Annotated in this window: 21 protein-coding genes; 16 read left to right on the top strand and 5 right to left on the bottom strand. The window is 45.3% G+C overall.

Annotated elements, in window-relative coordinates; genetic code table 11:
• Positions 1-289 precede the first annotated feature (289 nt).
• The 5 genes from QVA83_RS06815 to QVA83_RS06795 all read left to right on the top strand — a co-directional run bounded on the left by QVA83_RS06815 (position 290) and on the right by QVA83_RS06795 (position 8,004).
• The gene (locus QVA83_RS06815) at positions 290-4,006 is read left to right on the top strand and encodes an ATP-binding protein (protein ID WP_287498269.1); all 3,717 of its coding nucleotides are present in this window, start codon (positions 290-292) and stop codon (positions 4,004-4,006) included.
• Positions 4,003-4,638, top strand: coding sequence for a condensin complex protein MksE (locus tag QVA83_RS06810; RefSeq protein WP_014978725.1), 636 nt, complete (start codon positions 4,003-4,005; stop codon positions 4,636-4,638). The genes QVA83_RS06815 and QVA83_RS06810 overlap by 4 nt, the downstream gene beginning before the upstream one ends.
• Positions 4,635-5,852, top strand: a complete 1,218-nt coding sequence (locus QVA83_RS06805) for a phosphoenolpyruvate carboxylase (protein WP_156078093.1) — start codon at positions 4,635-4,637, stop codon at positions 5,850-5,852. The genes QVA83_RS06810 and QVA83_RS06805 overlap by 4 nt, the downstream gene beginning before the upstream one ends.
• 468 nt (positions 5,853-6,320) lie before the next feature.
• Positions 6,321-6,713 carry a TerB family tellurite resistance protein gene (locus QVA83_RS06800; protein WP_039227263.1) on the top strand — a complete coding sequence of 131 codons (393 nt, stop codon included), beginning with the start codon at positions 6,321-6,323 and terminating at the stop codon, positions 6,711-6,713.
• A 34-nt stretch (positions 6,714-6,747) separates the two neighbouring features.
• Positions 6,748-8,004: an alpha/beta hydrolase gene (locus tag QVA83_RS06795; protein ID WP_061094604.1), complete on the top strand. Its 1,257-nt coding sequence runs from the start codon at positions 6,748-6,750 to the stop codon at positions 8,002-8,004.
• Positions 8,005-8,210: 206 nt separating this feature from the next.
• On the opposite strand, the gene QVA83_RS06790 is transcribed toward QVA83_RS06795, so the two are convergent.
• From QVA83_RS06790 to QVA83_RS06780, 3 genes are all read right to left on the bottom strand, one after another.
• On the bottom strand, positions 8,211-11,327 hold the full coding sequence (locus tag QVA83_RS06790; protein ID WP_061094605.1) for an efflux RND transporter permease subunit: 3,117 nt from the start codon (positions 11,325-11,327) through the stop codon (positions 8,211-8,213).
• The gene (locus QVA83_RS06785; RefSeq protein ID WP_156078095.1) at positions 11,320-12,378 is read right to left on the bottom strand and encodes an efflux RND transporter periplasmic adaptor subunit; all 1,059 of its coding nucleotides are present in this window, start codon (positions 12,376-12,378) and stop codon (positions 11,320-11,322) included. The genes QVA83_RS06790 and QVA83_RS06785 overlap by 8 nt, the downstream gene beginning before the upstream one ends.
• Positions 12,379-12,509: 131 nt before the next feature.
• The gene (locus tag QVA83_RS06780) at positions 12,510-14,318 is read right to left on the bottom strand and encodes an ABC transporter transmembrane domain-containing protein (protein ID WP_156078096.1); all 1,809 of its coding nucleotides are present in this window, start codon (positions 14,316-14,318) and stop codon (positions 12,510-12,512) included.
• Positions 14,319-14,509: 191 nt separating this feature from the next.
• Between QVA83_RS06780 and QVA83_RS06775 the strand changes: the two genes are divergently transcribed.
• The gene (locus tag QVA83_RS06775; protein ID WP_156078097.1) at positions 14,510-15,184 is read left to right on the top strand and encodes a DsbA family protein; all 675 of its coding nucleotides are present in this window, start codon (positions 14,510-14,512) and stop codon (positions 15,182-15,184) included.
• Positions 15,185-15,209: 25 nt separating this feature from the next.
• Here QVA83_RS06775 and QVA83_RS06770 read toward each other — a convergent pair whose 3' ends face one another.
• Positions 15,210-15,704: a hypothetical protein gene (locus tag QVA83_RS06770; protein WP_039227272.1), complete on the bottom strand. Its 495-nt coding sequence runs from the start codon at positions 15,702-15,704 to the stop codon at positions 15,210-15,212.
• A gap of 388 nt (positions 15,705-16,092) precedes the next feature.
• On the opposite strand from QVA83_RS06770, the gene rpsP reads away from it, so the two are divergent.
• From rpsP to QVA83_RS06745, 5 genes are all read left to right on the top strand, one after another.
• Positions 16,093-16,344, top strand: a complete 252-nt coding sequence (gene rpsP, locus QVA83_RS06765; protein WP_014948832.1) for a 30S ribosomal protein S16 — start codon at positions 16,093-16,095, stop codon at positions 16,342-16,344.
• A 23-nt stretch (positions 16,345-16,367) separates the two neighbouring features.
• Entirely contained in the window at positions 16,368-16,889 is a 522-nt protein-coding gene (rimM, locus tag QVA83_RS06760; RefSeq protein WP_014948833.1) for a ribosome maturation factor RimM, read from the top strand.
• Entirely contained in the window at positions 16,890-17,651 is a 762-nt protein-coding gene (gene trmD / locus QVA83_RS06755) for a tRNA (guanosine(37)-N1)-methyltransferase TrmD (RefSeq protein WP_156078098.1), read from the top strand.
• Between the two features lie 18 nt (positions 17,652-17,669).
• On the top strand, positions 17,670-18,029 hold the full coding sequence (gene rplS, locus QVA83_RS06750) for a 50S ribosomal protein L19 (protein ID WP_024015986.1): 360 nt from the start codon (positions 17,670-17,672) through the stop codon (positions 18,027-18,029).
• A 129-nt stretch (positions 18,030-18,158) separates the two neighbouring features.
• A complete protein-coding gene (locus QVA83_RS06745; RefSeq protein ID WP_014948836.1) occupies positions 18,159-18,788 on the top strand; it encodes a trimeric intracellular cation channel family protein in 630 nt (209 codons plus the stop codon).
• Between the two features lie 97 nt (positions 18,789-18,885).
• Here the strand turns inward: QVA83_RS06745 and QVA83_RS06740 are convergent, their stop codons facing one another.
• The gene (locus QVA83_RS06740) at positions 18,886-19,602 is read right to left on the bottom strand and encodes an enoyl-CoA hydratase/isomerase family protein (protein WP_156078099.1); all 717 of its coding nucleotides are present in this window, start codon (positions 19,600-19,602) and stop codon (positions 18,886-18,888) included.
• 429 nt (positions 19,603-20,031) lie between these two features.
• On the opposite strand from QVA83_RS06740, the gene QVA83_RS06735 reads away from it, so the two are divergent.
• From QVA83_RS06735 to QVA83_RS06715, 5 genes are all read left to right on the top strand, one after another.
• Positions 20,032-21,120: a 3-deoxy-7-phosphoheptulonate synthase gene (locus tag QVA83_RS06735; RefSeq protein WP_014948838.1), complete on the top strand. Its 1,089-nt coding sequence runs from the start codon at positions 20,032-20,034 to the stop codon at positions 21,118-21,120.
• Positions 21,121-21,196: 76 nt separating this feature from the next.
• A complete protein-coding gene (gene tyrA / locus QVA83_RS06730; protein ID WP_014976023.1) occupies positions 21,197-22,351 on the top strand; it encodes a bifunctional chorismate mutase/prephenate dehydrogenase in 1,155 nt (384 codons plus the stop codon).
• Positions 22,352-22,396: 45 nt separating this feature from the next.
• Entirely contained in the window at positions 22,397-23,689 is a 1,293-nt protein-coding gene (locus QVA83_RS06725; RefSeq protein WP_156078100.1) for a pepsin-like aspartic protease, read from the top strand.
• 25 nt (positions 23,690-23,714) lie between these two features.
• Positions 23,715-24,485 (top strand): SAM-dependent methyltransferase, encoded by a 771-nt coding sequence (locus QVA83_RS06720; protein WP_156078101.1) that lies wholly within the window; start codon positions 23,715-23,717, stop codon positions 24,483-24,485.
• Positions 24,485-24,988: a GNAT family N-acetyltransferase gene (locus QVA83_RS06715; RefSeq protein ID WP_014948842.1), complete on the top strand. Its 504-nt coding sequence runs from the start codon at positions 24,485-24,487 to the stop codon at positions 24,986-24,988. The genes QVA83_RS06720 and QVA83_RS06715 overlap by 1 nt, the downstream gene beginning before the upstream one ends.
• The last annotated feature ends 78 nt before the right edge of the window (positions 24,989-25,066 follow it).

Genomic DNA, 25,066 nt, shown 5'->3' with positions numbered 1-25,066 from the left:
GCTTTCGCTAAAGCGGCACGTACCTAATCAGTACGTGCCGCTTTATATTTATTTGGCGTTATTGGGATATTCAAAAGCTTTGCCAACTAACTTTTGAACAATAGCATGCTTTATAACCAACAAATCATCGCGCATCTGTGCAAATTCGTGAATTCATAATACACTGACGGGCTACATCGTGCGCATGTGCTCGCTTTCTTTCAGGTATGCAACTTTTACCCTATCAAAGCAGGTACAGTTTTGTGCTGTGTGAGCGTTCACGCGGCAGAGTTATTGATACAGGAACACTATGGCAGGCTTAAAACGTATTATTCTTATCGACACGCATTTACCAGGCGTGGTCGAGCTAAAGCTTGATGGACACACCAATATTTGTGGTACCAATGCGTCGGGTAAAACCACGCTTCAACGACTTATTCCCGTTTTTTACGGCGAGTACCCAAGTCGCGTGGTACCGGCAACCCGTGACAGCTTTGAACGCTGGTATTTGCCTCGTTTATCTAGCTTTATTATTTATGAATACACGCGTGCTGAAGGTGACCTGTGCCAAGCAGTGTTAAGCTCAAACGGAACCGGCGTCAATTATCGTTTAATCGGCAAGCCATTTGAAATCAGTGATTATTTGATAGAGCAAAAGAACGGCAAACACGCTAGTGTAAGCAGCGCCGAGCTTGCACGCGCCATGAAGCGTAACAACATATTGGTTACGAGCTTACTTAATACGAAAGACTTCCGTGCAATCATTCAAAACGACCACGGGGTGCTTAACCAGAGTAACAATGCCCGTGAGCTATTAGGCTACGCCAAAATCTTTAGCCTTTGCGAACCGTCGAAACACATGCGCCACATTGAGAAGTTGGCTAAAGCGGTTCACTCTAAAGAAGGCAAGATGGAAACTATCAAGGCCATGATTGCCGCCATTTTAGAAGAGGATGGTGTTACGCCACCTACTTCAGGCCTAAGCCGCCACCGCGTCGATGACTGGATTAAAGAATGTCACTTAATTAAACAGTTCGACAAAATTCGCCCTGAATTTTCTAAACTCGAACAAGCTGACATGGCGCTAACCACAACAGAGCAAGTGCTTGCTAACCTTAAGCATAGCTTCGAGCTTGATAAGACCTACTTGGCTGCGCGCGTTGAAACAACAAAGAATGAACTGGATGAGAATAGCTTCCAGCGCAAACAAACGGACAGCGAGTGGGGTGATACCCGTGATCACCTAAACCAGGTAATTTCATCTGCTCGCGCTGATGTTGAGAAGTTCACCAGTGAACTTGATACGGTAGAGAGTGAATTCGATAAATGGCAAGACGAAAATATTGAGCAGCTTAAAGAAGACGTGGCAAATCTAGCGCAGTGGCAAAATGAAAAGGCCATGGCCGATAGTCGCTATGTACTGCTTACTGAAAAACACCAAGATATTGAGTCGGCCTACAACAAGCGCTTGGCTGAGCTAGGTGAAAAGCTGTCAATTACCCTGGAAGAAATGTCAGCCGCACGCCAAGAAGCCGCAGAAAATAAAGCTGAGCAGCAGCAGAGCGAGCGTGAAGCATTAAGTCGCATTCAGAGCGACTACAATAGCCAGCTAAGCGCGCTTCAGAACGATTACCAAAATAGTTTGAACGAGCTAAAAGTTGCTGAAGCTGAACTTAAAGCGTCACTTAGCAATGCAGGCTACAACGAGTTTGAACAATCTCAGCTGGATATTCTTGATGCGGCCATTAAAGAAGCATCTATCAATGAAGATGCAGCGCGCGGTGAGCTGCGACAAGCGCAGCAGGCGCACAGTAAATCAGTTGAGTTTCGCAAAGAATGTTCAAATGCGTTAGATAAAGCAAGCAACGCCTTTCAACAAGAAGAAAAAGCGGTTAACAAGATTAATGCGCTTCTTTACCCTGGCGAAGGCTCGCTACTTGAGTTCTTGCGCGCCAATGTAGATGACTGGGAGTTATCCTTAGGTAAAGTTGTGCGCCCTGAGCTACTAGAGCGCACTGATTTAGCGCCTGCTATGGCAAAGGATGCACAAAGCCATACCTTTATGGGCGTTCAGTTAGCACTTACTGAACTTGATACCCCAGACTATGCCTTTACCGAGCAAGCGCTTAAGCAGCAACTGCAAGAAGCTGAAATTCGTCAAGCCGCTGCCCTTGCTGCGCAAAACGAATGCGAACAGCGCTTGGCGAAAGCGAACGAAGATGTGCGCAACGCCGAGCTTGTGGTTACCCAAAAAGACAACGCCGTTAAAAGTGCCGAAGCAAGCCGTAAACGTGCACAGCAAGACCGCGATACGGTACTTAGCGAATATCAGCAGGCGCTTTCTGCACGTAAGCAAAAAGCCAAAACTAAGCTTGAAGCGAATCAGCAGTCGCAAAAGCAAGCGAAGGCGCAGTTTGAGCTTAGTCGTGACGAAATCAAAGATCAGCAGCGAGAAGCGGAAACCGAACACAAATTCCATTGGCAGCAGCTTATTGCTGACAGTGAGGCACGTATATCTCAGCTTGATAGCGACATGCGTAAGGCGAAAGACAATGCTGCCCAAGACCGCAAAGATATGCAGGATTGGCTAGAAAGCGAATTGAGCAATCGCGGTGTGGATGTTGATGAAATAGGTCAGCTTAAAAAGCAAATCAATAAGCTTAAAGAAGACATTACGCGCACTGAAACCCACCGTCATAAAGTAGCCGACTACGAGCGTTGGTACACTAACGTGTTTACCAAGCAAAAAGTGGTATGGCAGGAAGGCTTGTCTAAGTCGCGTAAGTTATTGGGCGAATCTGAGCGTAATTTAGCCAGCAAACAAGCAACCTATAAAGCTAACCGCGAACAGCTTCAAGAGCAGCACGGACAGCTTGAAACTACGCTTAAAACTGCCAGTGAGCACCTAGAACAGGTTAAAACCTTAAGTAAATCTCTTGCCAAGCTTACGCTTCAGGCAGGTGATGAAACGGCTGAAATTAAGCACGACGATGTAAGTATTGGCCAGCGTATTTCAGAAGTGCAAAGCCAGCTTCAAGAGCGCGAAAACTTACTAAGCGATATTCGCGCCTATGTAGAGCGGTTCGATCAGCTTATTGCCGCGCAAGCGGGCACAGGGCTATCTGATACGTGGGAGCGCGCCCGTGAAGAGTGTGCAACGCTGAACGCCCACGGCGTGAAGAGCTTTGATCATCGCCGTATGGTGTCGCATCTAGCACAGCTTCTAAACGTGATTGTTCCGCAGAAGCTACAGGGCTTGCGTGAGCAAGGTCGTATCTTTGGTGCCGATCTTTCGCAATACTACTTTGTACTTGCCGATATCGACAAACGCATTGTGTCGCAAAGCCGCCGTATTACCCAAGAGGTCGACGGCGACCTTTCTCTTGATGGTGTATCAGACTCGGCTGTTAAAATTCGCTCACGTATTAGTGAACTTGAATTCTGGCCCGAACTTGAGCAATTCAGAAAGCTCTATGAGCACTGGATGGAAGAGGGGGCTAACGAGTTACCAGAGGAAGAGTACGGTCAAAGTATGCGCCGGGTTCTTGATATTCTTGGCCGTGCAGCGCTTACGGGCGGCATTAGCAAGCTACTTGATATCGAGCTACACCTTCGTGAGGGTAAAAGTGACCTTGTCATTCGTACTGATCGCCAGCTTAACGAGTCATCAAGCCACGGTATGGCCTACCTTATTCTGTGTAAATTCTTACTCGCTTTCACCCGTCTGCTGCGCGGCGATGCCGACGCCACAGTGCATTGGCCGATCGATGAACTAGGTACACTTCACCAAAACAACGTGAAGAAAATCTTTGAAGCGTGTCAAAACAATAACATTAGTGTAGTCGGCGCATTCCCTAACCCAGAGTCAGAAGTATTGACGTTGTTTGAAAACCGCTACTTGATAGATAAGGTAACCCGCCAACTGCAGGTGGTTCAGCCAAAAGCAAGTTCTATAGGGGCGCGCATTAAACAGAAAAAAGAAGCAGAAAAGAACGGTGAAGTAGCAGGTGAGGAGGCATCAGCATGATGACAGAACAAGGCCGTGTACTAAGTGCACTTCTACAAGGCGCGTTTATTTGTCAGGTGACCGATGAAGAAGCATGGCGTTTTCTTAAATCAAGAGACAACGCTGCGCAGTTAGAACCTCATTTAGCGTTATTAAATCGTACATTATCGACCACCGCTGAGGGGGACGTATTCTTTGCCAGCTTCCTCACCATTGGTGAGAACGAGCGCAAAGTGCTTACACAGCAGTTCCAAGATACAGCATCTAACCTAGTGCCTCTGGTAGAGTGGTTATTGCTAGTTCAGCAAGCTAATGAATCTGATATGCCCATTACCATGGGTAGCGCTATTCGATTAAACGAGCTGCAAACTACCATTGAAGATACGCCCGCCTATGCTGAGCAGTTAGAGAAAATATCGCGCTATCGCATGTTTGGTTCTACCAGTGTGAATTTGGATGGTCAGCTAAAGCAGGTGTTTAAACGCTTAACTGAAATGGGTTATCTGATTAAGCCAAACCCAGATAAACAGATTTATTTGGGCACTGGCAAAATTGAACACCTTTACGAAATGCTACGTTTCATTGATGAAACCGAAGCGCTGAGTTTATCTGAGCAGGCGGAGGCCGCTATTTCGCAAGGTAGCTTGATATGAGTCAGGTGTTAATTCAGGCAGGAACTAAACTATTAAACGCATTGGGTCGTCACAGCGACCTTATCATGCAGGCGTACATTAATGGTTCAGTAAAAGAGCGCGATCACAGCCCTAAGGTATTAGACCAGCTTGTTCAACTAGGCGTATTGTGGCGCCCGGAAGCGCAAAGCGAACTGCGTTTGAAAAGCGCGGTGAGAACCCTTTTAGAGGGGAGCTTACAAGACGAGCGCAACCGGACTATCAACGCTAATATCGGTGCGTCGCTGGCAAGCCTTAAAACCCTAACCGAGCACTATAAAGAAGCCCTTCATTACAACAAGTACAATGAAGCGGCAGCCCACATGGGCGATTTAACCGAGCATGTCTATCAACTTTCAGAATCATTGAGTAATAGCGTACGTGTCATGTTTGGCCGTATTAACAATGAGTTTGGCTACGTGTCTTCGGTTGAAGCTAAAATTCGCGAAAATGAATTAGCGCAAGGACAGGTAACCGACTTACTTGCTCAGCTTGAGTGTTTCCGCTTTGATGAGTTAAGTGAACTGGCGGGTTCTAACCGTGAACTTCGTCACTTGCTGGTGGTGTCGCTACAGCAGCGCTTTGCCAAGGCCGCACAGGAGTTATCAGTAGTACAAGCACGCTTATTAGATTTGTTAGGCCGGTTTAGAGAGTTCCAAGGCCGTACACGCTTGCTTAAAGGCTTCTTGCTACACATGGAGCAGCAGCCTGATTTTGTGCCAGGCAACTACGCTAACCTGACTAATGTGCCTGTGTTGTTTAACCAATCGGACGCGATTATTGCTAACGCTGCTCCAGACGTGAACAACGTTGAGCATGAAGCCGATTACCAAAATATAGTGGCGTCGTTAACCCACGTACACAAACGTCAGACTAAGCACGAAGACACGAAACCAGTCGACATTGATGTGACTGAGCAATCGACCTTGTCACTTGAAAAAGATCCATTGCAGCAAGCGGTAGAAGCGTATTTCTGTGAAGTCATCGATTCTGGTCAGCCTAAAACGGCGCTGGATTACTTTGAAGAACAGGCTTTAGACTTTGACCCTGAAGTGTGGATTTATCAGGTGATCGGGGGGTATCAAGCCCTAAACGATGAAGATAAGCAGTTTTTTGCATTAGAATCCCACGGTAATAACGATAAAGTCTATACGGGTAATTTCTATATTAACGATATTACATTGGGCTTGCGTTAACGTCATTTCTTAATTTTACCCATCGCCTGTAAAAGTAAGTCTGGCCCACGTTTATCAAGGGTGTGCCAGACTTTCATACAACGTCAACGGTTCAAATTTAAACGTAAGTTAACAATGTTGATTAACTTCGTTCTTTTCTTTTTCACGCCAGTTTTTGCGATGTGTGACACTTGGAACCTGTCAAAAAACACCTATAATGCAATAGGTATTTACACTTATTTAACATTGTGAACTAAAAGCTTCATCGCGGCGTAACACTATCGTCAATTCAGCGGTCTACATTATTAGCCCTGTTAAACCTTGGAACCAAGTTAAAGGTTTATAGGTCCTATCGTAGTTCAACAACGACGCGTTATTGATGCTTTGGGTGTTAAATAGCTCGGTGTAGACACAAAAAAATTATCGCTACTGCTAGGACGCAGAGCATGTTGTGGTACTGCCGCGTACAGTACGAAGAGGAAGAGTGTTATGCAATTATCAGAAGAACAAAGTTTTAACCAAGCCCTTATCAAGCTTTCAGTATTACTTTATCAAGTCGACGGAATGGTCACACTGTCGGAACAAGACTACCTGAATGCAATGGTTGAGTCTTTAGACTGGCAAAGCCCAATCTGTCGCGAAGCATTTCTAAACGACACGATATACCAAACGCGAAAGGCCATTGACACCGGCGATGCCATGACGTTTTTACGCAGTTTGAAGCACGACCTATCGTTTGATGCCGAGAAAACGTTAGAGGTTGCAATGGCGATCACGGGCGTTGATGGCGAGCGAAGCGAGGAAGAAACCGAACTTCTATCATTACTTACCCATAAATTACTCGCCAAAGCTTTAGTTTCGGGTAAAGATACACTGCAATAATCGCTTTTTATTGCCACAGACCTAAACGTTAACAATGCCAAATTTTACCGTTAAAGCAGCACACGCATGTGCTGCTTCTCTCGCGCTGTTCTTATTGAGCGGCTGCCATTCGTCGCACAGTTCTCAGTTCAGCGCCAGTGCACAGGCCTTCCCGGTTGGTGTGCAGCCTTTCGATAATTACCTAAATGAAGTTGAACGTTACTTGCTTGAACATAGGGCATTTATTTCTGACGACAAAGCACAAGAAATGTCCATGAATATGCCATTTGAATGCGGCACACAATACCGCAATATTGGCGTCTTGTTAGTTCATGGATTGGGCGATTCACCTTACTTTTTTCGTGATGTTGCCAACGCCATGTGCAGTGAGGGCATTCACGTTAGAACCATCTTGTTGCCGGGACACGGCTCAAAACCCGGAGACATGCTAAATGTTAGCTATCAGCAGTGGCAGACAGAAACTAATCATCACATACGACTATTTTCCGAAGAAGTAGACAACCTCTACATTGGTGGCTTTTCGACGGGCGCTAACTTGACCACAATAGCAAGTTTTTCGATGGCTGAAGAGCTTGATATAAAAGGGCTAATGCATTTTTCACCAGCCTTTAAATCACGCTTCTTTGTGTCCCGTTTAGCGCCTTATATTGACTCATTATTTCCCTGGCCTAATGTTGAAGAAGAAGATAACCCAAGCCGCTATAACTCCACTGCAATGCCAGGGTTCGCTGCCTATCAAGAAAGCGTAAATGTGCTTCAAGATTTATTCTCTAAATCGGAAAAAGAAAAGCGTGCGTTGAATTTACCTGTGCTTATGGTGGTGGCAGAAAAAGACAGTGTGGTTGACACAAAAAAAGTAGCTGAACAGTTTAGAGATAATTTTACTCATCCACACAAGTGTTTATTGTGGCAGGGTGAGGACGAACCCGATGTACCTGAAAATACACTCATCATGCAAACCATGAAAGTCCCGGAGCAGCGTATTAGCGCAGCCTCTCATATGAGTACACTTTTTTCAGATAAGAACCCGCTATATGGTACTGCGAGTGACTTTCGCATATGTGATAACGGTCAAGGTAGTGACGCTGAAGCGCGCTGCAAAGCCGGCGAAGAAGTGTGGTATGGGCCGTGGGGATTTGAGCCCGATAACGCTGATGAAGAGTTAGCAACTAATAAGAAAGACAAGGTGTATGCAAGGCTAACCTACAACCCTTACTTTGATAGGATGGTCGATCAACTACTCGCCTTTACAGGTAAAGCCAAAGTCAAAGCGTTCTGTAAAACCTACTAGGGCAGTAGGTTCTTAATCCATTTGAAAGCTCTAGCATCAGCCGTTTTTTAATAAAAAAACGCCCAAGCCTTAACGCGAGTAGTAACACTTGTTGTTACAACACACGTAGCTTGGGCGTCTCTCTTAATTCTCAAAGCAAATCTAGCGCACAGTCGCCGTTTAGGTGCCGCTTAAATAGGCATAGCGCCTACTTAAGCGGGTAAATCCTAGGAATGCTGTGCGTTGGCTTCTTCCATTTCCTTCTCAAGCTTAGCGCTTTCGTCTGCACGTGGCTTGGTAAATCGGGCAAGTGCAAGATACAAAACCGGTGTCAGGTAAAGGGTAAATACTACGGCAATACCCAATCCACCAAATACGACCCAGCCAATAGCATTACGAGCTTCTGCGCCAGCGCCTGTGGACAGAATGAGCGGCAGGCCACCTAGGATTGTTGAAACCAGCGTCATCATAATAGGGCGTAATCGCACTCTACCAGCCTCAACGATAGCATCGTAAATATCATAACCCTTATCGCGAAGCTGGTCGGCAAATTCAATCAAAAGAATCGCGTTTTTGGCGAGAAGACCTATCAACATTACCAAGCCAATTTGCGAGTAAATATTAATGCTGGTGCCGGTTAAAAACAGGGCATAGACCGCGGCTGCAATACCAAAAGGAACGGTAAGCATAACCACAACCGCACTGTTCACACTTTCAAATTGTGCAGCCAATACAAGCAGTACAATGACAAAAGCCAACACATAGGTGAGCGCTACTTGCTTAGACGTTTCTTCATAAGTTTGTGCTTCGCCAAGAAACACAAGCCCGATACCGTTCGGTAATGATTCTGCTGCTAGATTGCGAATATTTTCCACTACATTGCTAAGCGCTACGTCTTCGGGCAATTCCATTTCCAGCTTAATTGCGCGGCGCTGTGCCTGACGCTCTAATTCAGCGGCAACACCTTCTTCACTGATGAAAGCTACGCTAGAAAGAGGCACCAAGTTTCCGTCGGTACTTTTCACATATAAGCTAGTAAGCTCAGATGGATCTAATGTACTGCGATTATTAGTTTGCAGCATGATAGGGATAGATTGGTCGCCCACATTCAAATCTGCGATATCATCGCCGTTCACTGCGGCGCGCAGGGTACTTGCTATATCGGTAAGCGGCACGCCCAGTTCTTCAGCACGGCGTCTGTCAATATTTACTCTCATCTGAGGTTGGGTAGGGTCGTAGCTTATTCTCGGTCTACCTAGTTCAGGTAGTGCATCTTCAATCTGACGAGAGAACGCTTGTGAAGCTTCGAAAATGTTTTCATAAGTGTCGCCAGTTAAAGCTATTTCAAGCCCGCCGCTTTGACCGCGAAGGTTCAAACTATTGCCGCCAAAGGCACTGCCTGGCGCGCCAGGAATTTGCTGAAGCTTAGGGCGTATTTCATTTACTACTTCTTGTAAAGATTTGTCTCGGTCATCCCAATGCTTCAAAGGCGCTGTGATAAAGACGATGTTGGGATCCCACGAACCGACTACCGTGTAAATGGAATCTATGGTGCCGTTATCCACATAGGGAAGCAGCAGTTCTTCCATCTTTTCAGCTTGTCTGTCCATAAAGTTTAGGCCAGCACCGTCTGGACCCCGTGCAAAAATACGAATTGTTCCTCTGTCTTCGCTTGGCAGTAATTCATTATCGATATTTTGCGATAAAATATAAGCGCCACCGCCAGCTGCTAAGCTTAACACACCAACTACCCAGCCATATTTGAGCGCTTTTAATAATGACGCCTGATACAGGCGCAAACAAGCGTTGCCAAAACGGCCAAAGGTCCTGCTAAACAAACCGCTTTCTTTCGCTTCTTTCACCTTAAGTCGGGCGGTAAGTGCAGGAACCAAGGAAAGGGCGACGAAAGATGAGATTATAACAGCGCCAGCTAATACGCCTCCAAACTCCCTGAATAAAAGCCCTGCAGTAGAAGGAAGGAATGCGATGGGAATAAATACTGAGGCGAGTACAGCGGTTGTTGCTACCACTGCGAAGAATACTTCTCGTGTGCCCACCACGGCAGCCGCACGGGCACCTAGACCCATACTTCTACGACGCTGTATATTTTCAGAAACCACAATAGCGTCGTCTACTATCATACCCGTGGCCAATACAAGAGCGAGGAGGGTAAGAATATTAATGGAAAAGCCCATGCCCCAAATAATAGCCAGTGCACCCGCTAGCGAAACGGGTATCGACAGGGCAGGGACGATGGTGGCACGCCATGAACCAATAAACACTAAGAGTGTGACCACGACTAACGCCACGGTCAAGCTGAGAGAGACGACCACTTCTTTAACCGAGTCGCGGATAAACTCTGCATCATCGGACGTTACTACGATATGCATATCAGTAAAACGCTTGTCGAGGTCTGCGACCATGGCCAGCACTTCATCCGAAATCTCAATAGTATTAGAGCTTGCTTGACGTATTACGCCAACGCCTATGACTGGCGTTCCATCCAAACGAACTACGCTGGTGGTGTCGGCAGGGCCGAAGTACACACTGGCAACATCATTAATTCGAATGTCACCGCTTACAACAATGTTACCCACATCTTCTGCCGATACCGAAGTTGCATCAGCTCGGACGATTAACGCTTGTTCGGCAGATTGAATACTGCCAGCGGGTACATCAAAAGGCGCAAGCGATAATGCATTAGCAATGTCACTCATCGATAGGCCAAAACTGGTTAATCGTAGAGGATCCACAGAAACGCGCAGCACACGCTCTCTTTCTCCATCTAACATAACGTCGGCAACGCCAGGAATGCTTAAAAACAACGGTGCTACATCGGTGTCTACACGTTCGGTGAGCGTCTCCATGTCCAAGGTATCACTTGAAATAGCAAGGCTTACAACTGCCTGAGCGTCGCTGTCGGCCCGAATGATCGATACTTGTTCGACATCTTCCGGAAGCTGTCGCTGAATTCGACTGACCGATTCACGTACTTCGTTAGCCGCGTCTTCCAAGTTAACGCCGGGGCGAAACTCAACCCGAACACGGGCCGAGTTTTCTTCACTTTGCGCATAGATGTCTTTGACGCCACTCACACGCGCAACCGCACCTTCAAGGCGACCAGTTACTTCGGCATCTACTGTTTCAGGAGATGCGCCGGGAAATTCTGCTGTAACGGTTACCTGAGGTGTATCTACATCGGGCAGTTCGCGCACTTCAAGACCGCTCAATGCAGCAAACCCAGCGATAGCAATAAGTAGATTTAGTACAACAATAAGAACCGGGCGTCGAATAGATAGCGATGGTAAGTCGCTAACTGACGAAGATAGGTTTGGATCACTCACCTTGAGGCCCTCCGGCCAGTTCGGTAGTAATCTCTTGTCCGGTACGTAAGCGTTGTACACCTTCAGAAATTAGTGTGTCACCTTCTTCAATGTCGCCCGAAACAAGGATAGTTCCTCTAAGACGCTGATGAACACTCACGTCAACACGTTTAGCCTTACCGTCTTCGGCAAGCCATATGTAAGCGCCAGTAGCTCCCCACAAAAGTGCGGCTTCTGGAATGGCAGCAAAGCGATCGCCTTCAATGCTTAAATTAACCCGAAAGCTCATGCCAGGGCGAAATTGATCAGAAGAGTTGTCGAGTAATGCTCTAGCGCGAAGCGTTCTATCTGCCTCATTGATACGAGAATCAACCTGAGCTATTTCGGCTCTTACTAGTTTCTCTCTGTCACTCCATGGCTCAAGCGTTACGTTTGGCGCATCCAGTAAAACGGGCAATGCTGCTTCAGGCGCTCTGAAGTTAATAAAGAGTTTGCTTCTGTTATCCAGTGTAGCGATCACAGTCTGCTCGTTAATGCGATCGCCTACTTCAACGTCAGTTATGCCCACCACACCGTCAAAAGGCGCAACGATGTGTCTGTCTTGTAAATCGGCTTGAGCTTCTTCCAATGCAACTTCTGCAAGGTCACGTTGAGTGCGTGCTAAGTCCAATTCACTGACCGGCACAGCGCCTTGCTTATAGCTTGATGCTAATCGTTCTACGGTGCGCTGTGCGTCTTCCAAAGTGAGTTTGGCGCGTTTTAATGCCGTTTGCTGACGTCTATCATCAAGACGAACAAGCACCTTTCCTTTTTCTACTGTTTGCCCAGGGACAAAGTTAATTTCTGTTACTTCATCAGCGACGGCAGGATACAACACAATTGAACGAACGGCTTCAGCACTACCTACTGCTTCCACTTTTCGCGTTTCGTTCATAAATTCAATGGGCTTGGTTACTACAAGCTTTGCTTGCCTGTCTCCCATAAACTGCGCATTTGCAGTTGGCACCATCATTAAAAAAAGAGCGCAAAGACCTGTCCATGTCTTCATTGCACCATAGAATGAATTTTTCATTTTAAACCCGTAGCGTTATTGGAACCTGTGCAGAAAAAGCTTCTGGCCCTTTATTTTTGTATTACCAAAACGTATGTTTTGTAGTCGATTGGTCGACCTCGTTGTTTGTACCGTATAGCACCACAGGCGGTTCAGCTAAGCAATTGCAGTTCGGCGTATTCCCTGTACAGGGTATCGCTTTTCATTAACGATGCATGGTCGCCGCTTCCTACGACCTGACCTTTATCCATAACTAATATGCGATCGGCGTGCTGCACCGTCGCAAGTCGGTGAGCAATCACAATGCTGGTTTTACCTACCATTAATCTATCTATCGCTTGTTGAACCATACGCTCACTCATCGCATCAAGCGCACTTGTTGCTTCATCGAGGAGTAAAATTGGGCGGTCGGCCAAAATAGCGCGAGCAATAGCAATACGTTGTTTTTGACCGCCAGAAAGTTTTACGCCTCGTTCGCCTAACTGTGTGTTGTAGCGCTCATCTAGGTTATCGATAAATTCGTGGGCAAATGCCTGCTTCGCTGCATTTATCACGGCGTCGTCACTTGCATGTGGGCTGCCGTAGCGAATATTTTCCAACACGGTATCAGCAAAGACCACGGGCTCTTGGGTAACTATCGCAATATGTTGGCGCAGAACGTCTACAGGCATTTTGTTGATAGGCGCACCATTGAACAGTATTTGTCCGGCACTTGGGTCGTAGAAGCGCATTAATAATTGAAATAGCGTTGTTTTGCCTGCGCCACTTGCTCCTACCAGAGCAAGACGTTCTCCTGCTTGAATGTTAATGTTTAAATTATCAAACAAAGGTTTGCTGTTGGGGTAAGCAAAGCTGACATTTTCCAATTCTATTTTTGGTGCCGCTTTGGAGATTATCGGTGTAGCGCTTGCTCCTTTTAATGCTGAGTACGTTGAAGAAGCAGAGGCTTCAGCTGTGTCACCATTCAAAGATCGAATAGAAGGCTCAGTGGTAAATAGCTCGTACAAACGCTCACTTGCACCAACACCTCGCTGTACTTCACCAATGACTTCGCTGATTGTGGCCACACTGCCGCCAGCCATTACGGCATAGAAAAGGAAAGCGGAGAGTTCACCTACGGTCATAGTGCCGTCTAATACTTGTCTTGCCCCCACCCAAGCAATAAAGATGATGGCCGTCATACTGATACACATGATGCAGCCAATAAGTAGTGAGCGATAGTGAATACGCTTTTTAGCTACGTCCATGGCAAGCTCTACCTTTTTAGAGAAATGCAGTCGTTCGGCATTTTCAGCGGTATAGGCCTGTACGGTCATAATTTCATGGAGGCTTTCATCAATGCGTGCACCCAAGTCTGCCACTTTGTCCTGGCTTTCTTTGGCATAACGGCGCACTTGAGGCGCCAGTACCTTGATAGGGACCAGCACCGCGGGTACTGCAACAATTACACAGAAGGTAAGAAGGGGACTAGAAAACGTCATAAGTGCCAGTGCACCAACGAAAGTCACGACCGAGCGAAGGGTCATCGACAAACTCATTCCCACTACAGTCTGGATAATTGTAGTGTCGCTGGTAAATCGAGAAATGACCTCGCCAGTTCTAAGTTCCGCGAAAAATGAAGGCGGAAGAGACAGCAAGTGCGCATATACCTGGTTTCTGATATCAGCACTAACGCGCTCGCCAAGCCAAGTCATTAAGTAAAAGCGCGCATATGTTGCTAAACAGGCCACGATAGTAATGGCTAGCACTAATACTGTGGCTTTGTTTAACGTATCCGCTGCGTTTTCTATGAAGCCGCTGTCGATAGCGTACTTAATGCCTTGCCCAAGTAAAAGCCATGCAACTGCGGCCGTGAAAAGTGCTATAACTGCACCTACAACGCGCGCTTTGTAGCGAAGTAAATGTGAGCCAATCCACTGTAAGACTTGTTTGGTTGATACACTAGCGAGTGGTGTTGTCAAAATTACCTCTTCATGCGCATAGCTAATTCATAGCGTTGATTTCGCTACGCTTATTAAAATTCATTATTTGGATTATACGGCAAAGCATGTACATTGGACGTAGGCAATGCGATTACAGTGGCAGTATTTACGCTGGGATGAAAGTTAACGTCGCAGAAGCAAAGCAAAATAGTTAAAACGGGAAAATAACGATGAGTGAAACACGTACTTTGTATTATGTTCATGATCCAATGTGCAGTTGGTGTTGGGCATTCGTTCCTACTTGGGAGCAAATACAGCGTGAGTTACCCAACGACATTGAGGTTGTCTACTTGCTTGGCGGGCTCGCACCGGATAGTGATTTACCTATGCCGGAACAAATGAAATTTACTATTGCAGGCTATTGGCAAACTATTCAAGATCGTGTGCCTGGAACACAATTCAACTATGATTTTTGGACAAAGTGTCAGCCTCGTCGTTCGACCTATCCTTCATGTCGAGCAGTTCTTGCAGCAAAAGCGCAGGCTAGAGATAGCGATGAAGCAAAAGCATTAGAGAAGGCAATGATCAAGGCAATTCAAGAAGGGTATTACCTGAATGCGAAAAACCCGTCGGATTTTGATACCTTGATAGCATTTGCTGAAGAAATAGGGCTTGATGTCGAGCGCTTTGAAATAGCACTCAATAGTGAAAGTACAATTGAGAAATTAAACGAAGAAATGCATATGGCGCGTAGTATAGGCGCCCAAGGCTTTCCCAGCTTAATACTCAAATCAAACAAATTTGCCGAGGCAGAAGAGACAAAATCACAAGCGCTTAAAAAGCCACAGTGGCAAAACGTTCCCTACGACTATAACGACGCAAGTGTAACCCTGCGTCGTCTATAATCGTTATTGAAAAAAGCGAGTACTTTTAAACTGTGCCTTCCTTGCATTGTTCAAGGCGTAAATCTCCCACCGATTTTGGGTATTCAACACGGGTTGTAACGATTTCAGAAACAGGGACGCCAGAATCCGTTTCTTGGAGCCATACTTTCATATCGTGATGGTCACGAGATTGGTTGAGCGAGTAACGCTTGCCGCCTTCTAAGTTTACATCTAGCCTAACTATCGCCTCGCGAGTGGTACCATCAGGCAGGTCAGTGTTTACGACACTGGCTTGAACAAATAGAACATGCTCTCCCGGCTCAACATCCCGAAGAACTAACGCACCGTTAGGGCGTTGGTTAAAACACATCAACTTTACGTACTCTCGCTTATTGTCAAAGGCTTCTCCGCGGTTAGCGAAAAAGTCTATACGAGCTTCATTGGGTTGGACTTCTGCTTGTTGTGTGACCATATCTGTAGCGGATGAACACGCGAAAAGTGGAGCAATTGATGTAGCGAGTATGAGTGATGATAATTTCATTCGAATAATCCTTCTTCGTGATCCATTTACTGAAGCCTTTGATTAACAAATGCGCCAGAGAAAAACTAAAATCCAGTTAACTGCCATCCTTTAAACTGCATATGGCTTAAGTTTTTTATCCACACTAAATCCTAGTGCTACGTTAACAATACACCACCAGATGATATTTTAAAGAAATTTGCGAAAGATCATGCATGTGTATTTGCGTTCTTAGGCCATCACCTACTTACGGGAGCGATATTGAACTAAACAAAGGATAAATCAGGTTTTTACTTGCATTGAGTGGTGATATCCGTATAATTCGGCGGCCTTCTAATTGGTGTCTAATTTTTAGACGTTGGTTGAAGGCTTAAGTTAACGGTAACGCTACAACGAGTTTGAGGCATTTATGGTTACTATTCGTTTACAGCGTGGTGGCGCGAAAAAGCGTCCATTTTATCAACTAGTGGTGGCTGATAGCCGTCGTGCAAGAAACGGTCGTTTCATTGAAAACATCGGTTTCTTCAACCCAACTGCACAAGGTCAAGCGGAACGTCTTCGCGTAGATCTAGAGCGTGTTGAATACTGGGTTGGTGTAGGCGCGAGCTTATCAGATCGCGTTTCTAGCTTGGTAAAAGAAGCGAAAAAATCTGCAGCGTAAGCTGTTATTAACTGGTGGTATAGATGAGTCTAGCGTCTGACAAAGTGATTGTTGGCAAAATTGGCGCACCGTACGGTGTTAAAGGTTGGGTCAAAATCAACAGCTATACAGAAACGCCAGAAGGTATTTTTGATTACGCGCCATGGTTTCTTGGCGATGAAAAAGAATACCAAATTGACCAGTGGCGACCGCACGGTAAAAGCCTCGTTGCAAAAATTGTGGGCGTTGATAGTCGAGATGATGCTGAGCGCATCAAAAACTTGGATATCAACATAAATGCTTCACAGCTGCCTGATTTAGGCGACGAAGGGGTTTATTGGCGTGAGCTCACCGGCATGAAAGTAGTAACAACGCAAGGTTACGACTTGGGTGTGGTGAAAGAAGTGTTTAATACAGGTGCTAACGACGTGATTCACGTTAAAGCGAATGTAGGCGATGCTTTTGGTCAAAAAGAAAGACTATTACCTTTTGTGTTCGACGAAGTCGTACAAGAGGTGGATAAGGAAGCGAAGGTCATTAAAGTTGACTGGGACCCGGGGTTTTAAGTGACACCGGAAAAGTGGTTCGGCGTTGTTAGCCTGTTTCCAGATATGTTCGCCCCTTTTACCCAACAGGGTGTTATAGGTCGAGCAGTTAAGTCTGGAACGTTATCGGTTGACACCTTCAACCCCCGTGACTTTACACATGATCGCCATCGTACAGTAGACGATCGCCCCTACGGAGGCGGACCCGGTATGCTGATGATGGTAAAACCGCTAACCGACGCAATACAAGCCGCCAAGAAAGTGGGTGGCGAAAAAAGTAAGGTGATCTACTTATCACCACAAGGGAAACCCCTTGACCAAGCAGGCGTACAGCGCCTTGCTAACATTGACCGCACAATTTTAATTTGCGGCCGATATGAAGGCATCGACGAGCGAGTAATCGAAAGCCATGTAGATGAAGAAGTCTCTATTGGTGATTACGTGCTAAGCGGCGGTGAACTGCCAGCAATGGTCCTTATGGACTCGGTTGCTCGATTAGTTCCTGGCGTGTTGGGGCATAAAGCCTCAGCAGTTGAAGATTCTTTCACTGACGGTCTTTTGGATTGTCCGCACTATACGCGGCCCGAAATACTCGATGGTCAAAAGGTACCTGATGTGTTGTTAAGTGGGGACCATGAAAAAATTAGGCAGTGGCGATTGATGCAATCATTAGGTAGAACCTGGCAGCGTCGCCCTGAATTGTTAAATCACCTAGCTCTGACTGAGGAGCAGCAGCGTTTGCTTGAATTATTCCAAGCGCAACTGCAGCAAGATGACAGTTAACTAGGACGAGAGGATATGATGAGCAAAGTCAGTCAAGATATCATCAAAAAAATCGAAGAAGCACAGCTAAAGACTGATGTTCCTGCGTTTGGTCCAGGTGACACAGTAGTTGTTAAAGTTCGCGTTACCGAAGGTGACAAAGAGCGTCTTCAGGCTTATGAAGGTGTTGTTATCGCTAAACGTAACCGTGGTCTGCACTCGTCTTTTACCGTGCGTAAAATTTCTAGCGGCGAAGGCGTTGAGCGTGTGTTCCAAACACACAGCCCGGCAGTTTCTTCAATTGAAGTGAAACGTCGCGGTGCGGTTCGTCGTGCTAAGCTTTACTATCTACGTGAGCGTTCAGGTAAATCTGCACGTATCAAAGAGAAGCTTAACTAAGATTACTAATCCTTGCGTTATTGTTAACTTCGAAAAAGCCCGCTTTAAGCGGGCTTTTTTGTGCCTGAAATTCGATCCATTCAACCTGTTTTTTAATACAAACATTAAGGTTTCTTAATAGAGAGATGGATGAGTACAGAATACTTTATCGTGTTAGGCGTTGTTGGCGTCGCATTTTTTGCTGTATCGGGAGCATTGCTGGGGCATGACAAAAGTATCAATGGGTTTGGCATCGTCGTTGTCGGCGTGATGACAGCCCTTGGCGGAGGTACTTTAAGAGACCTCCTATTAGGAAAACCTATTTTCTGGGTAGAAACCTCAGAGTATCTACTAGCAACCTACTCAGCTATATTCGCGACAGTCTTATTCATTCGCTATATGCCTTCTCCTTCCAATTTTTACTTTATACTTATCGACACCATAGGGCTTGCTATTTTTAATGTCATAGGCATCGAGAAAGCACTTATTAGTGGAACCGGAATGATTGTCGCTTTAACGATGGGTATGACAACCGGTATCTTCGGGGGCTTGATGCGCGATGTGGTTTGCAGAGAAGTACCTTACGTTATGCGTGGAGATGTTTACGCGAGTGCATGTTTTGCCGGTGGTCTCACTTACGCCGCCTTGTTTGCCCTAGACATCCCTTACATTTGGTGCATTTTAGGTTCTATCTCTGTAACAGTTTTAATGAGAATTGCATCGTTGCATTGGGGGGTTAAAGTCGATCTTTTTAGGAAGAGAACACCAAGGCCTAACTAACAGTGTAGAGCCCAACATCGATATGCCCATGAAAAGACTTATTAGCAAATATCGGTGAAGCGTCTTAAGTGACGCTTCACCATAGTGCCTATTATTGTTATGCCATGAGTGAAAGCGATTCTATTAACGGTTTGTTCTCGTTATCGATAGTGTGGATGATATGTTTGTGTAGACGCTTTTTGTGTTCGCCAAAAATGCCACGCTTTTTATCAAAGGTCTTAGCGTAATTCAGCGCACCTTCCATCAAGCTTTCTTGTGTATCGTACGCCTTTTCTACCACGTGATCTTGCTCTAATTCTTTACCAGATACACGCCTTCCGGAAAGCTTCATTTCATTAAATCTGTAATACGGCATCACTTTTTTAACAAACTCAATCATACCGGGCAGAAAGGGGATTGATAAATCTACTTCAGGGAAACAGAAGAAGCCTTTGTCTGCGCGCATAAATCTGAAGTCACAAGCGCACGCCAAAATTGCTCCGTTTCCGAAGGCGTGTCCGTTGATTGCAGCAATAACCGGAAGAGGGAACAGAAGCAGCGCTTTAAACACGTCATCCATACCGTACATAAATTGCTTTATTTCCTCAGTGCGAGCTGCTTTCATTGCTGGCATTAGCCAGTCTGTGTCTATACCTAGACTAAAGCATTTCTCATCATTTGATGTGATCACTAGCGCTTTACAGCTTTCATTACTTTTAATGGTATTTAACGCTGAAAGCATCTCCTTTGCGAAGAGAGGATTGTGGCGGTTCTCTCCATTTTGCATGGTTAGAATGGCGACGTCGCCAGTGTAGGTTAGGGCTAAATTTTGCATTGTGTTCTCATTATTATTCCGTTGTCGCAATGATACAAAATCCTGACAATAAATGAGAAATTTAGCTTATTTATGTTGGTCAATTACGCCATTAAATTCGTGGATCATTTGAAAACGTAAGGACGGGATGTCACTACAAAGCGTTTGACTAATGAGGTAATTCGGAACAAGCCTCACTGTCGATTAAAAAATGTTCTATCCCTATGCACTATTGCCATTCAGTCATGCTCATTCGCTTCGAATCTACCCTAGATTAAAGTATTATTCGTTATTACTTGCGCTATTACGCTTGAGTTGCTAAAAAGTCAATGACGTTAAAGAAATATAGAAAAAGCTGGTTGTACAATAAAGTTTACATGCAGATTGCACACTCTTTTGGCGTTTAATTTTCCGTTTTTTATTTGTAGTTAAGAGAGTAAGAGAGCTCCCATGATCAAGGACACCGTAAATAATGTTCACGTAAGTACCGAAGATGTACTTATAACTCCTGAAGCGCTTAGTGCTGAATTGCCTGTGTCAGACAAAGCGTTAGCGGCTATCTCTGAGTCTAGAAAGATTGTTTCAGATATCATTCATCGTCGCGACCATAGATTGCTTGTAGTGTGTGGACCATGTTCTATACACGACGTTGAAGCCGCGAAAGAGTACGCACTTAAGCTTAAAGAGCTTCATGAATCATGCAAAGACACACTATTTATCGTTATGCGTGTGTACTTCGAAAAGCCGCGTACCACAACAGGTTGGAAAGGTTTAATTAACGACCCGCATATCGACGGTACATTTGATATTGAAACCGGTCTTCGTAAGGCAAGAGAGTTGTTAATTTGGCTTGCAGAATTAGAGCTGCCTGTTGCAACAGAAGCACTGGATCCAATTAGTCCACAATATCTTGCTGAGCTGTTTAGCTGGGCTGCTATCGGTGCGCGTACCTCTGAATCGCAAACCCACCGTGAAATGGCCAGCGGCCTGTCTATGCCTGTAGGATTCAAAAATGGTACAGATGGAAGCCTAGATATTGCCATAAACGCCCTTAAATCGGCGGCATCGGGTCACCGCTTTATGGGAATCAATAAGCAAGGCCAGGTAAGTATTATCGGGACCAGCGGTAATCCAGATGGCCACATTATTTTGCGCGGTGGAAAGCAGCCTAACTACGACTCGGTTTGCGTATCAGAGTGCGAGATTGAGTTGCAGGATGCTGGTTTAACAGCGGGCTTAGTAGTAGATTGCAGCCATGCGAACTCTTCAAAAGATTATCGCCGTCAGCCATTGGTTGCACAGAACGTGGTCAATCAAATTCTAGAAGGCAATCAGTCTATCATTGGCGTTATGTTGGAAAGTCACTTGAAACCCGGTAATCAAAAAGCTGAAGGTAAAAAGCCAGAAGAACTTGAGTATGGTGTTTCAATCACAGACGGATGTATTGATTGGGAAACAACAGAGAACTTAATATCTCAAACCAGAGATAAGTTAATAACTGTGTTACCCTTACGCCAAAATAAGCGCACGGTGGCATAAATCCAAGCAACGCCTAATGTGGCAAGTAAAAATTTGCCAATAAGCCCCGTGCCATTTGATTCAAGGATAAGACAGAATGGCCGATTTATCGCAGCACTTAAAAAAGTTAGATACGCTGCGTGAAGGTATCGACGAGCTGGATACCCAGCTTGTCGAATTACTCGCAAAACGCAATCAAATTACAACCCAGGTCGGTCAAATTAAGGCTGAAGCTGGTATGCCCGTTTATGTACCAGAGCGTGAAAAAGCGTTGATAGCCTCCCGCCGTGCTCAGGCAGAAGCACTTGGGGTGTCGCCCGATCTCACCGAAGACTTATTACGTCGAGTAATGCGAGAGTCTTATCACACGCAAAACAACAAATATCGCTGTGTGAAACCTGATGTCGACAACGTTGTTGTAATTGGTGGAGCAGGGGCACTTGGCCGTGTGTTTGTGAGCTTGTTCGAACGAAGTAATTACAACGTTTCAGTTGTGGAAAAAGACGACTGGGAAAGTGGTAGAGCAACATCGTTATTGAGCTGTGCTTCACTGGTTGTTGTTGCAGTGCCTATTAATCTAACCGAAGCCGTGATTAGCAAGCTTACTATGCTGCCAGAGGATTGCGTGCTTGCAGATATAACCAGTATTAAAGCTAAGCCACTTGAGGCGATGCTTGCCGCACACAATGGTCCGGTTGTTGGACTGCACCCCATGTTTGGTCCTGACGCGCCTGGCATGATTAAACAGGTAGTGGTAGTGTGCGACGGACGTGGCAGTGAGAAATACAGTTGGCTCATTGAGCAAATGCGAATTTGGGGTGCTACCATTCACGACTCCAGCGCACAAGAACATGACCAAGCCATGGCTTATATTCAGGTAATGCGTCACTTCAACACGTTTGTGTACGGGCAACACTTAAAAGGTGAAGATCCTAATCTGGAATCACTCACCATGTTTAGCTCACCTATTTATCGTTTAGAACTCGCAATGGTAGGCAGGTTATTCGCTCAGTCACCACAACTTTATGCCGATATTATTTTCAATAACCCTGATAACTTTGCACTTCTACGTCGCTTTTACGAACGTTTTGGGATTGCATTGTCATTACTTGAGAATGGCGACAAAAAAGGCTTTGTAGAACAGTTCATGAAGGTCGGCGCGTGGTTCGGAGATTATGCGAAGAAGTGTTTAGTAGACAGCAAACAGATGTTGTTAAAAGCGGATGATGGTCAGCTTTTAAGAGACAAGTAGTTTTGACCGACTGTTTATAGCGATAGCTAATTTAAGGTAGCCAACGTGACTCGCTCTCTTCGTTTGCCAATTACCAATACTTTCGCTGATGGCGGCTATAGTGTGAGAGCACATATAGGCGCGCATCAGCAGACCGTTCATCTTATTTTAGATACGGGAAGCTCAACCTTAGTGCTAGGCGACATTCATTATCATGTTGAACGTGATGGTGATGTGAGGTTCACCTACTACTCTCAATCAATTAAATATGCTGCAGGAAGTTGGCATGGCCCTGTTGTTAAGACCACGGTGCGCCTGGGCATTTTCGGTCACAGCATTTCGTTGCCGCAAACTTATGTAGCAATAGCGAAAGAATCGCAAGAGACAAAAGAATCTTGTTTTAAAAAAGCTGACGGAATTATGGGGTTAGCTTATCAACCGCTAAATCACGCCTATCGTTGCACTGACAAAATTACGTGTGAAATGAGCGAGCAAGCGTTTTTTGAAAAAGCGTTGGCCGAGCCTAACGAGTCAGCAATTATTAACCTAAAGACAGCTGATTACGTTGCGACCACACTCCCTAGCTACTTTTCTGAGTTAGAGCAGCGTCAAATTAACGCCGATAAATTCGCTTTTTGGCTACATCGCTCAAGCGTCTATAACGTAGATGGAAATTGTGTTCGCGCTGCGCTTGCACATAGAAAAAATCATGGCCTTTTTGTAATAGGTGAGCCTATTTTTCATCGAGACTTATATGCTCCTCCTATTATGTCTGTGAAGGTACTCCACGATAAGTATTATAACGTCACGTTAAAAGCCGTAAAATGTGGAGAAAACGAAGGCATTAATGCGCCGGCTTTGGATAAATCGGACGAAGCACGCTGGTGTTCAAATGCGATAGTAGATTCAGGAGCAACGGTGATTGGTTTGCCAGAATCTTTGTATAACGAAGTGATCGAGCAGATTTTTTGCCGTGTTGATGACGCGAAAACATTGCTTGAGCCCTTCGCTGCTTTCTCTTTAGAGGAGCAAGGAATAGACTTGGAAAAGCTAGATTTGGCACAATGGCCTGAACTAACGTTTGTTCTTGAAGGCGATGAGGGTGAAGATATTTTACTTTCGCTACCGCCTGAAGCCTACTGGCAGGAGCACGCCCCCACATTTAACCAAGCTTCCTTTAAAATATTCCCACTAAAACACTGGCCGAATCAAAGCATCCTCGGTCTTCCGCTGATCTCTCAATACTATACAATTTTTGACAGAGAACAGGGCACTAATGGTGTTGTATCGTTTGCACGAAAAGTGACATTGAATGATACGGTTGACGCGCTTAAACATGTTTTTGATAAAAACAGCTAAAACCTAATAATAAAGGAACAGTTACATGCAACAAGGCAGCCTAGTATGTGTAGGAACCGGGATGATGGTTGGAGCGCATTTATCGCCTATTTGTCAAAGTCATATTGAGCAAGCCGACGTCGTTTTCGTATGTGTAGCTGAGCACTACATGGAGGCATGGATCACCTCTTTTAACAAAAACACAGTAAACCTACAAACTTTCTATGGTGAAGGCAAAGATCGCCACGATACCTATGCTCAAATGACTAGCGCAATGCTAGAGCGTGTGGAGAAAGGCGAAAAAGTAGTTGGCGCTTTTTATGGACACCCTGGGGTTTTTGCAAAGGTGCCTCATGACGCTATCGCAATCGCTAAAAGTCGAGGGTTTGATGCTTACATGTTGCCGGGGATCTCAGCTGAATCGTGCCTATACGCCGATTTGGGCATAGACCCAGGTGCTCTAGGTTGCCAACACTACGAGGCAAACCAGTTTCTACTATATAAACGAGAAGTAGATACGGCTGCGTATTTAGTTTTATGGCAGGTTGGGGTTGCAGGAGATTTCTCAAGTGCCGTTTTTACCTCCAGCTCTCTTCAACGAAAAAAGCTTACTGGTAAACTGTTATCTATTTACCAAGCGAATGACAGCGCTATTTTATATGAAGCTGCAACCTTGCCCATCGATGAGTTCAGAGCTACGACGATTGCTATTGGTGAACTGCATAATCACGAAATTAACCAGCACTCTACACTTGTCATACCACCAGTTAGTAAACCAGTGATAGATGATGTCGATTACTCCAAAGGTACTAACTAGTGCAGTTCGCTACACCTCGTTTTACCAGCGCTTTACTTTGCCAGCAGTGGAAAGAGGAAACAGCAAGCTTGTACCAAAATAGAAAAGTTATGCGATTAATAGGTGAGCCCCTTTCTGAGAAGGAAAGTGAAGTAGTCGCTAGTACTTTCATTGAAGCAAACAAAAGGCCTTGGCCAGCACAGAAGGTCTGGTCGATAACGTGTAATCAAACGCAGGCATTTTGTGGAATTCAGATGCTTTGTAAAAGCGTTTTACAAGACACTGCAGAGATTGGAATTATATTAGCGCCTTCAATGAACGGAAAAGGCGCGGCACGAGAAGCGATGGGCGCGCTAGTCGAATTTGGCTTGGAAAATCTAAATCTTCACCAAATTGTTGCCCAATTTGAAAAGCGTCACCTCGCTACAAAACGTCTAGTTACCCAATTAAACTTCAAACAGTCAAAGGACAGCCGTTTTCAGCCAAGTAAAACCAACTTGGTCACATATACCTTTAATCGCTAGAATATTTAGTTACATCATACCTAATAAACCAGTAAGTATTTCTGTTTTCAAAGGTAATTGATGCAAATAGTAACTGGT

Source organism: Alteromonas sp. AO-Serp, from assembly GCF_017849675.1.
Taxonomy (GTDB): Bacteria; Pseudomonadota; Gammaproteobacteria; order Enterobacterales; family Alteromonadaceae; genus Alteromonas; species Alteromonas macleodii.
This window is presented reverse-complemented; position numbering and strand designations above follow the sequence as displayed.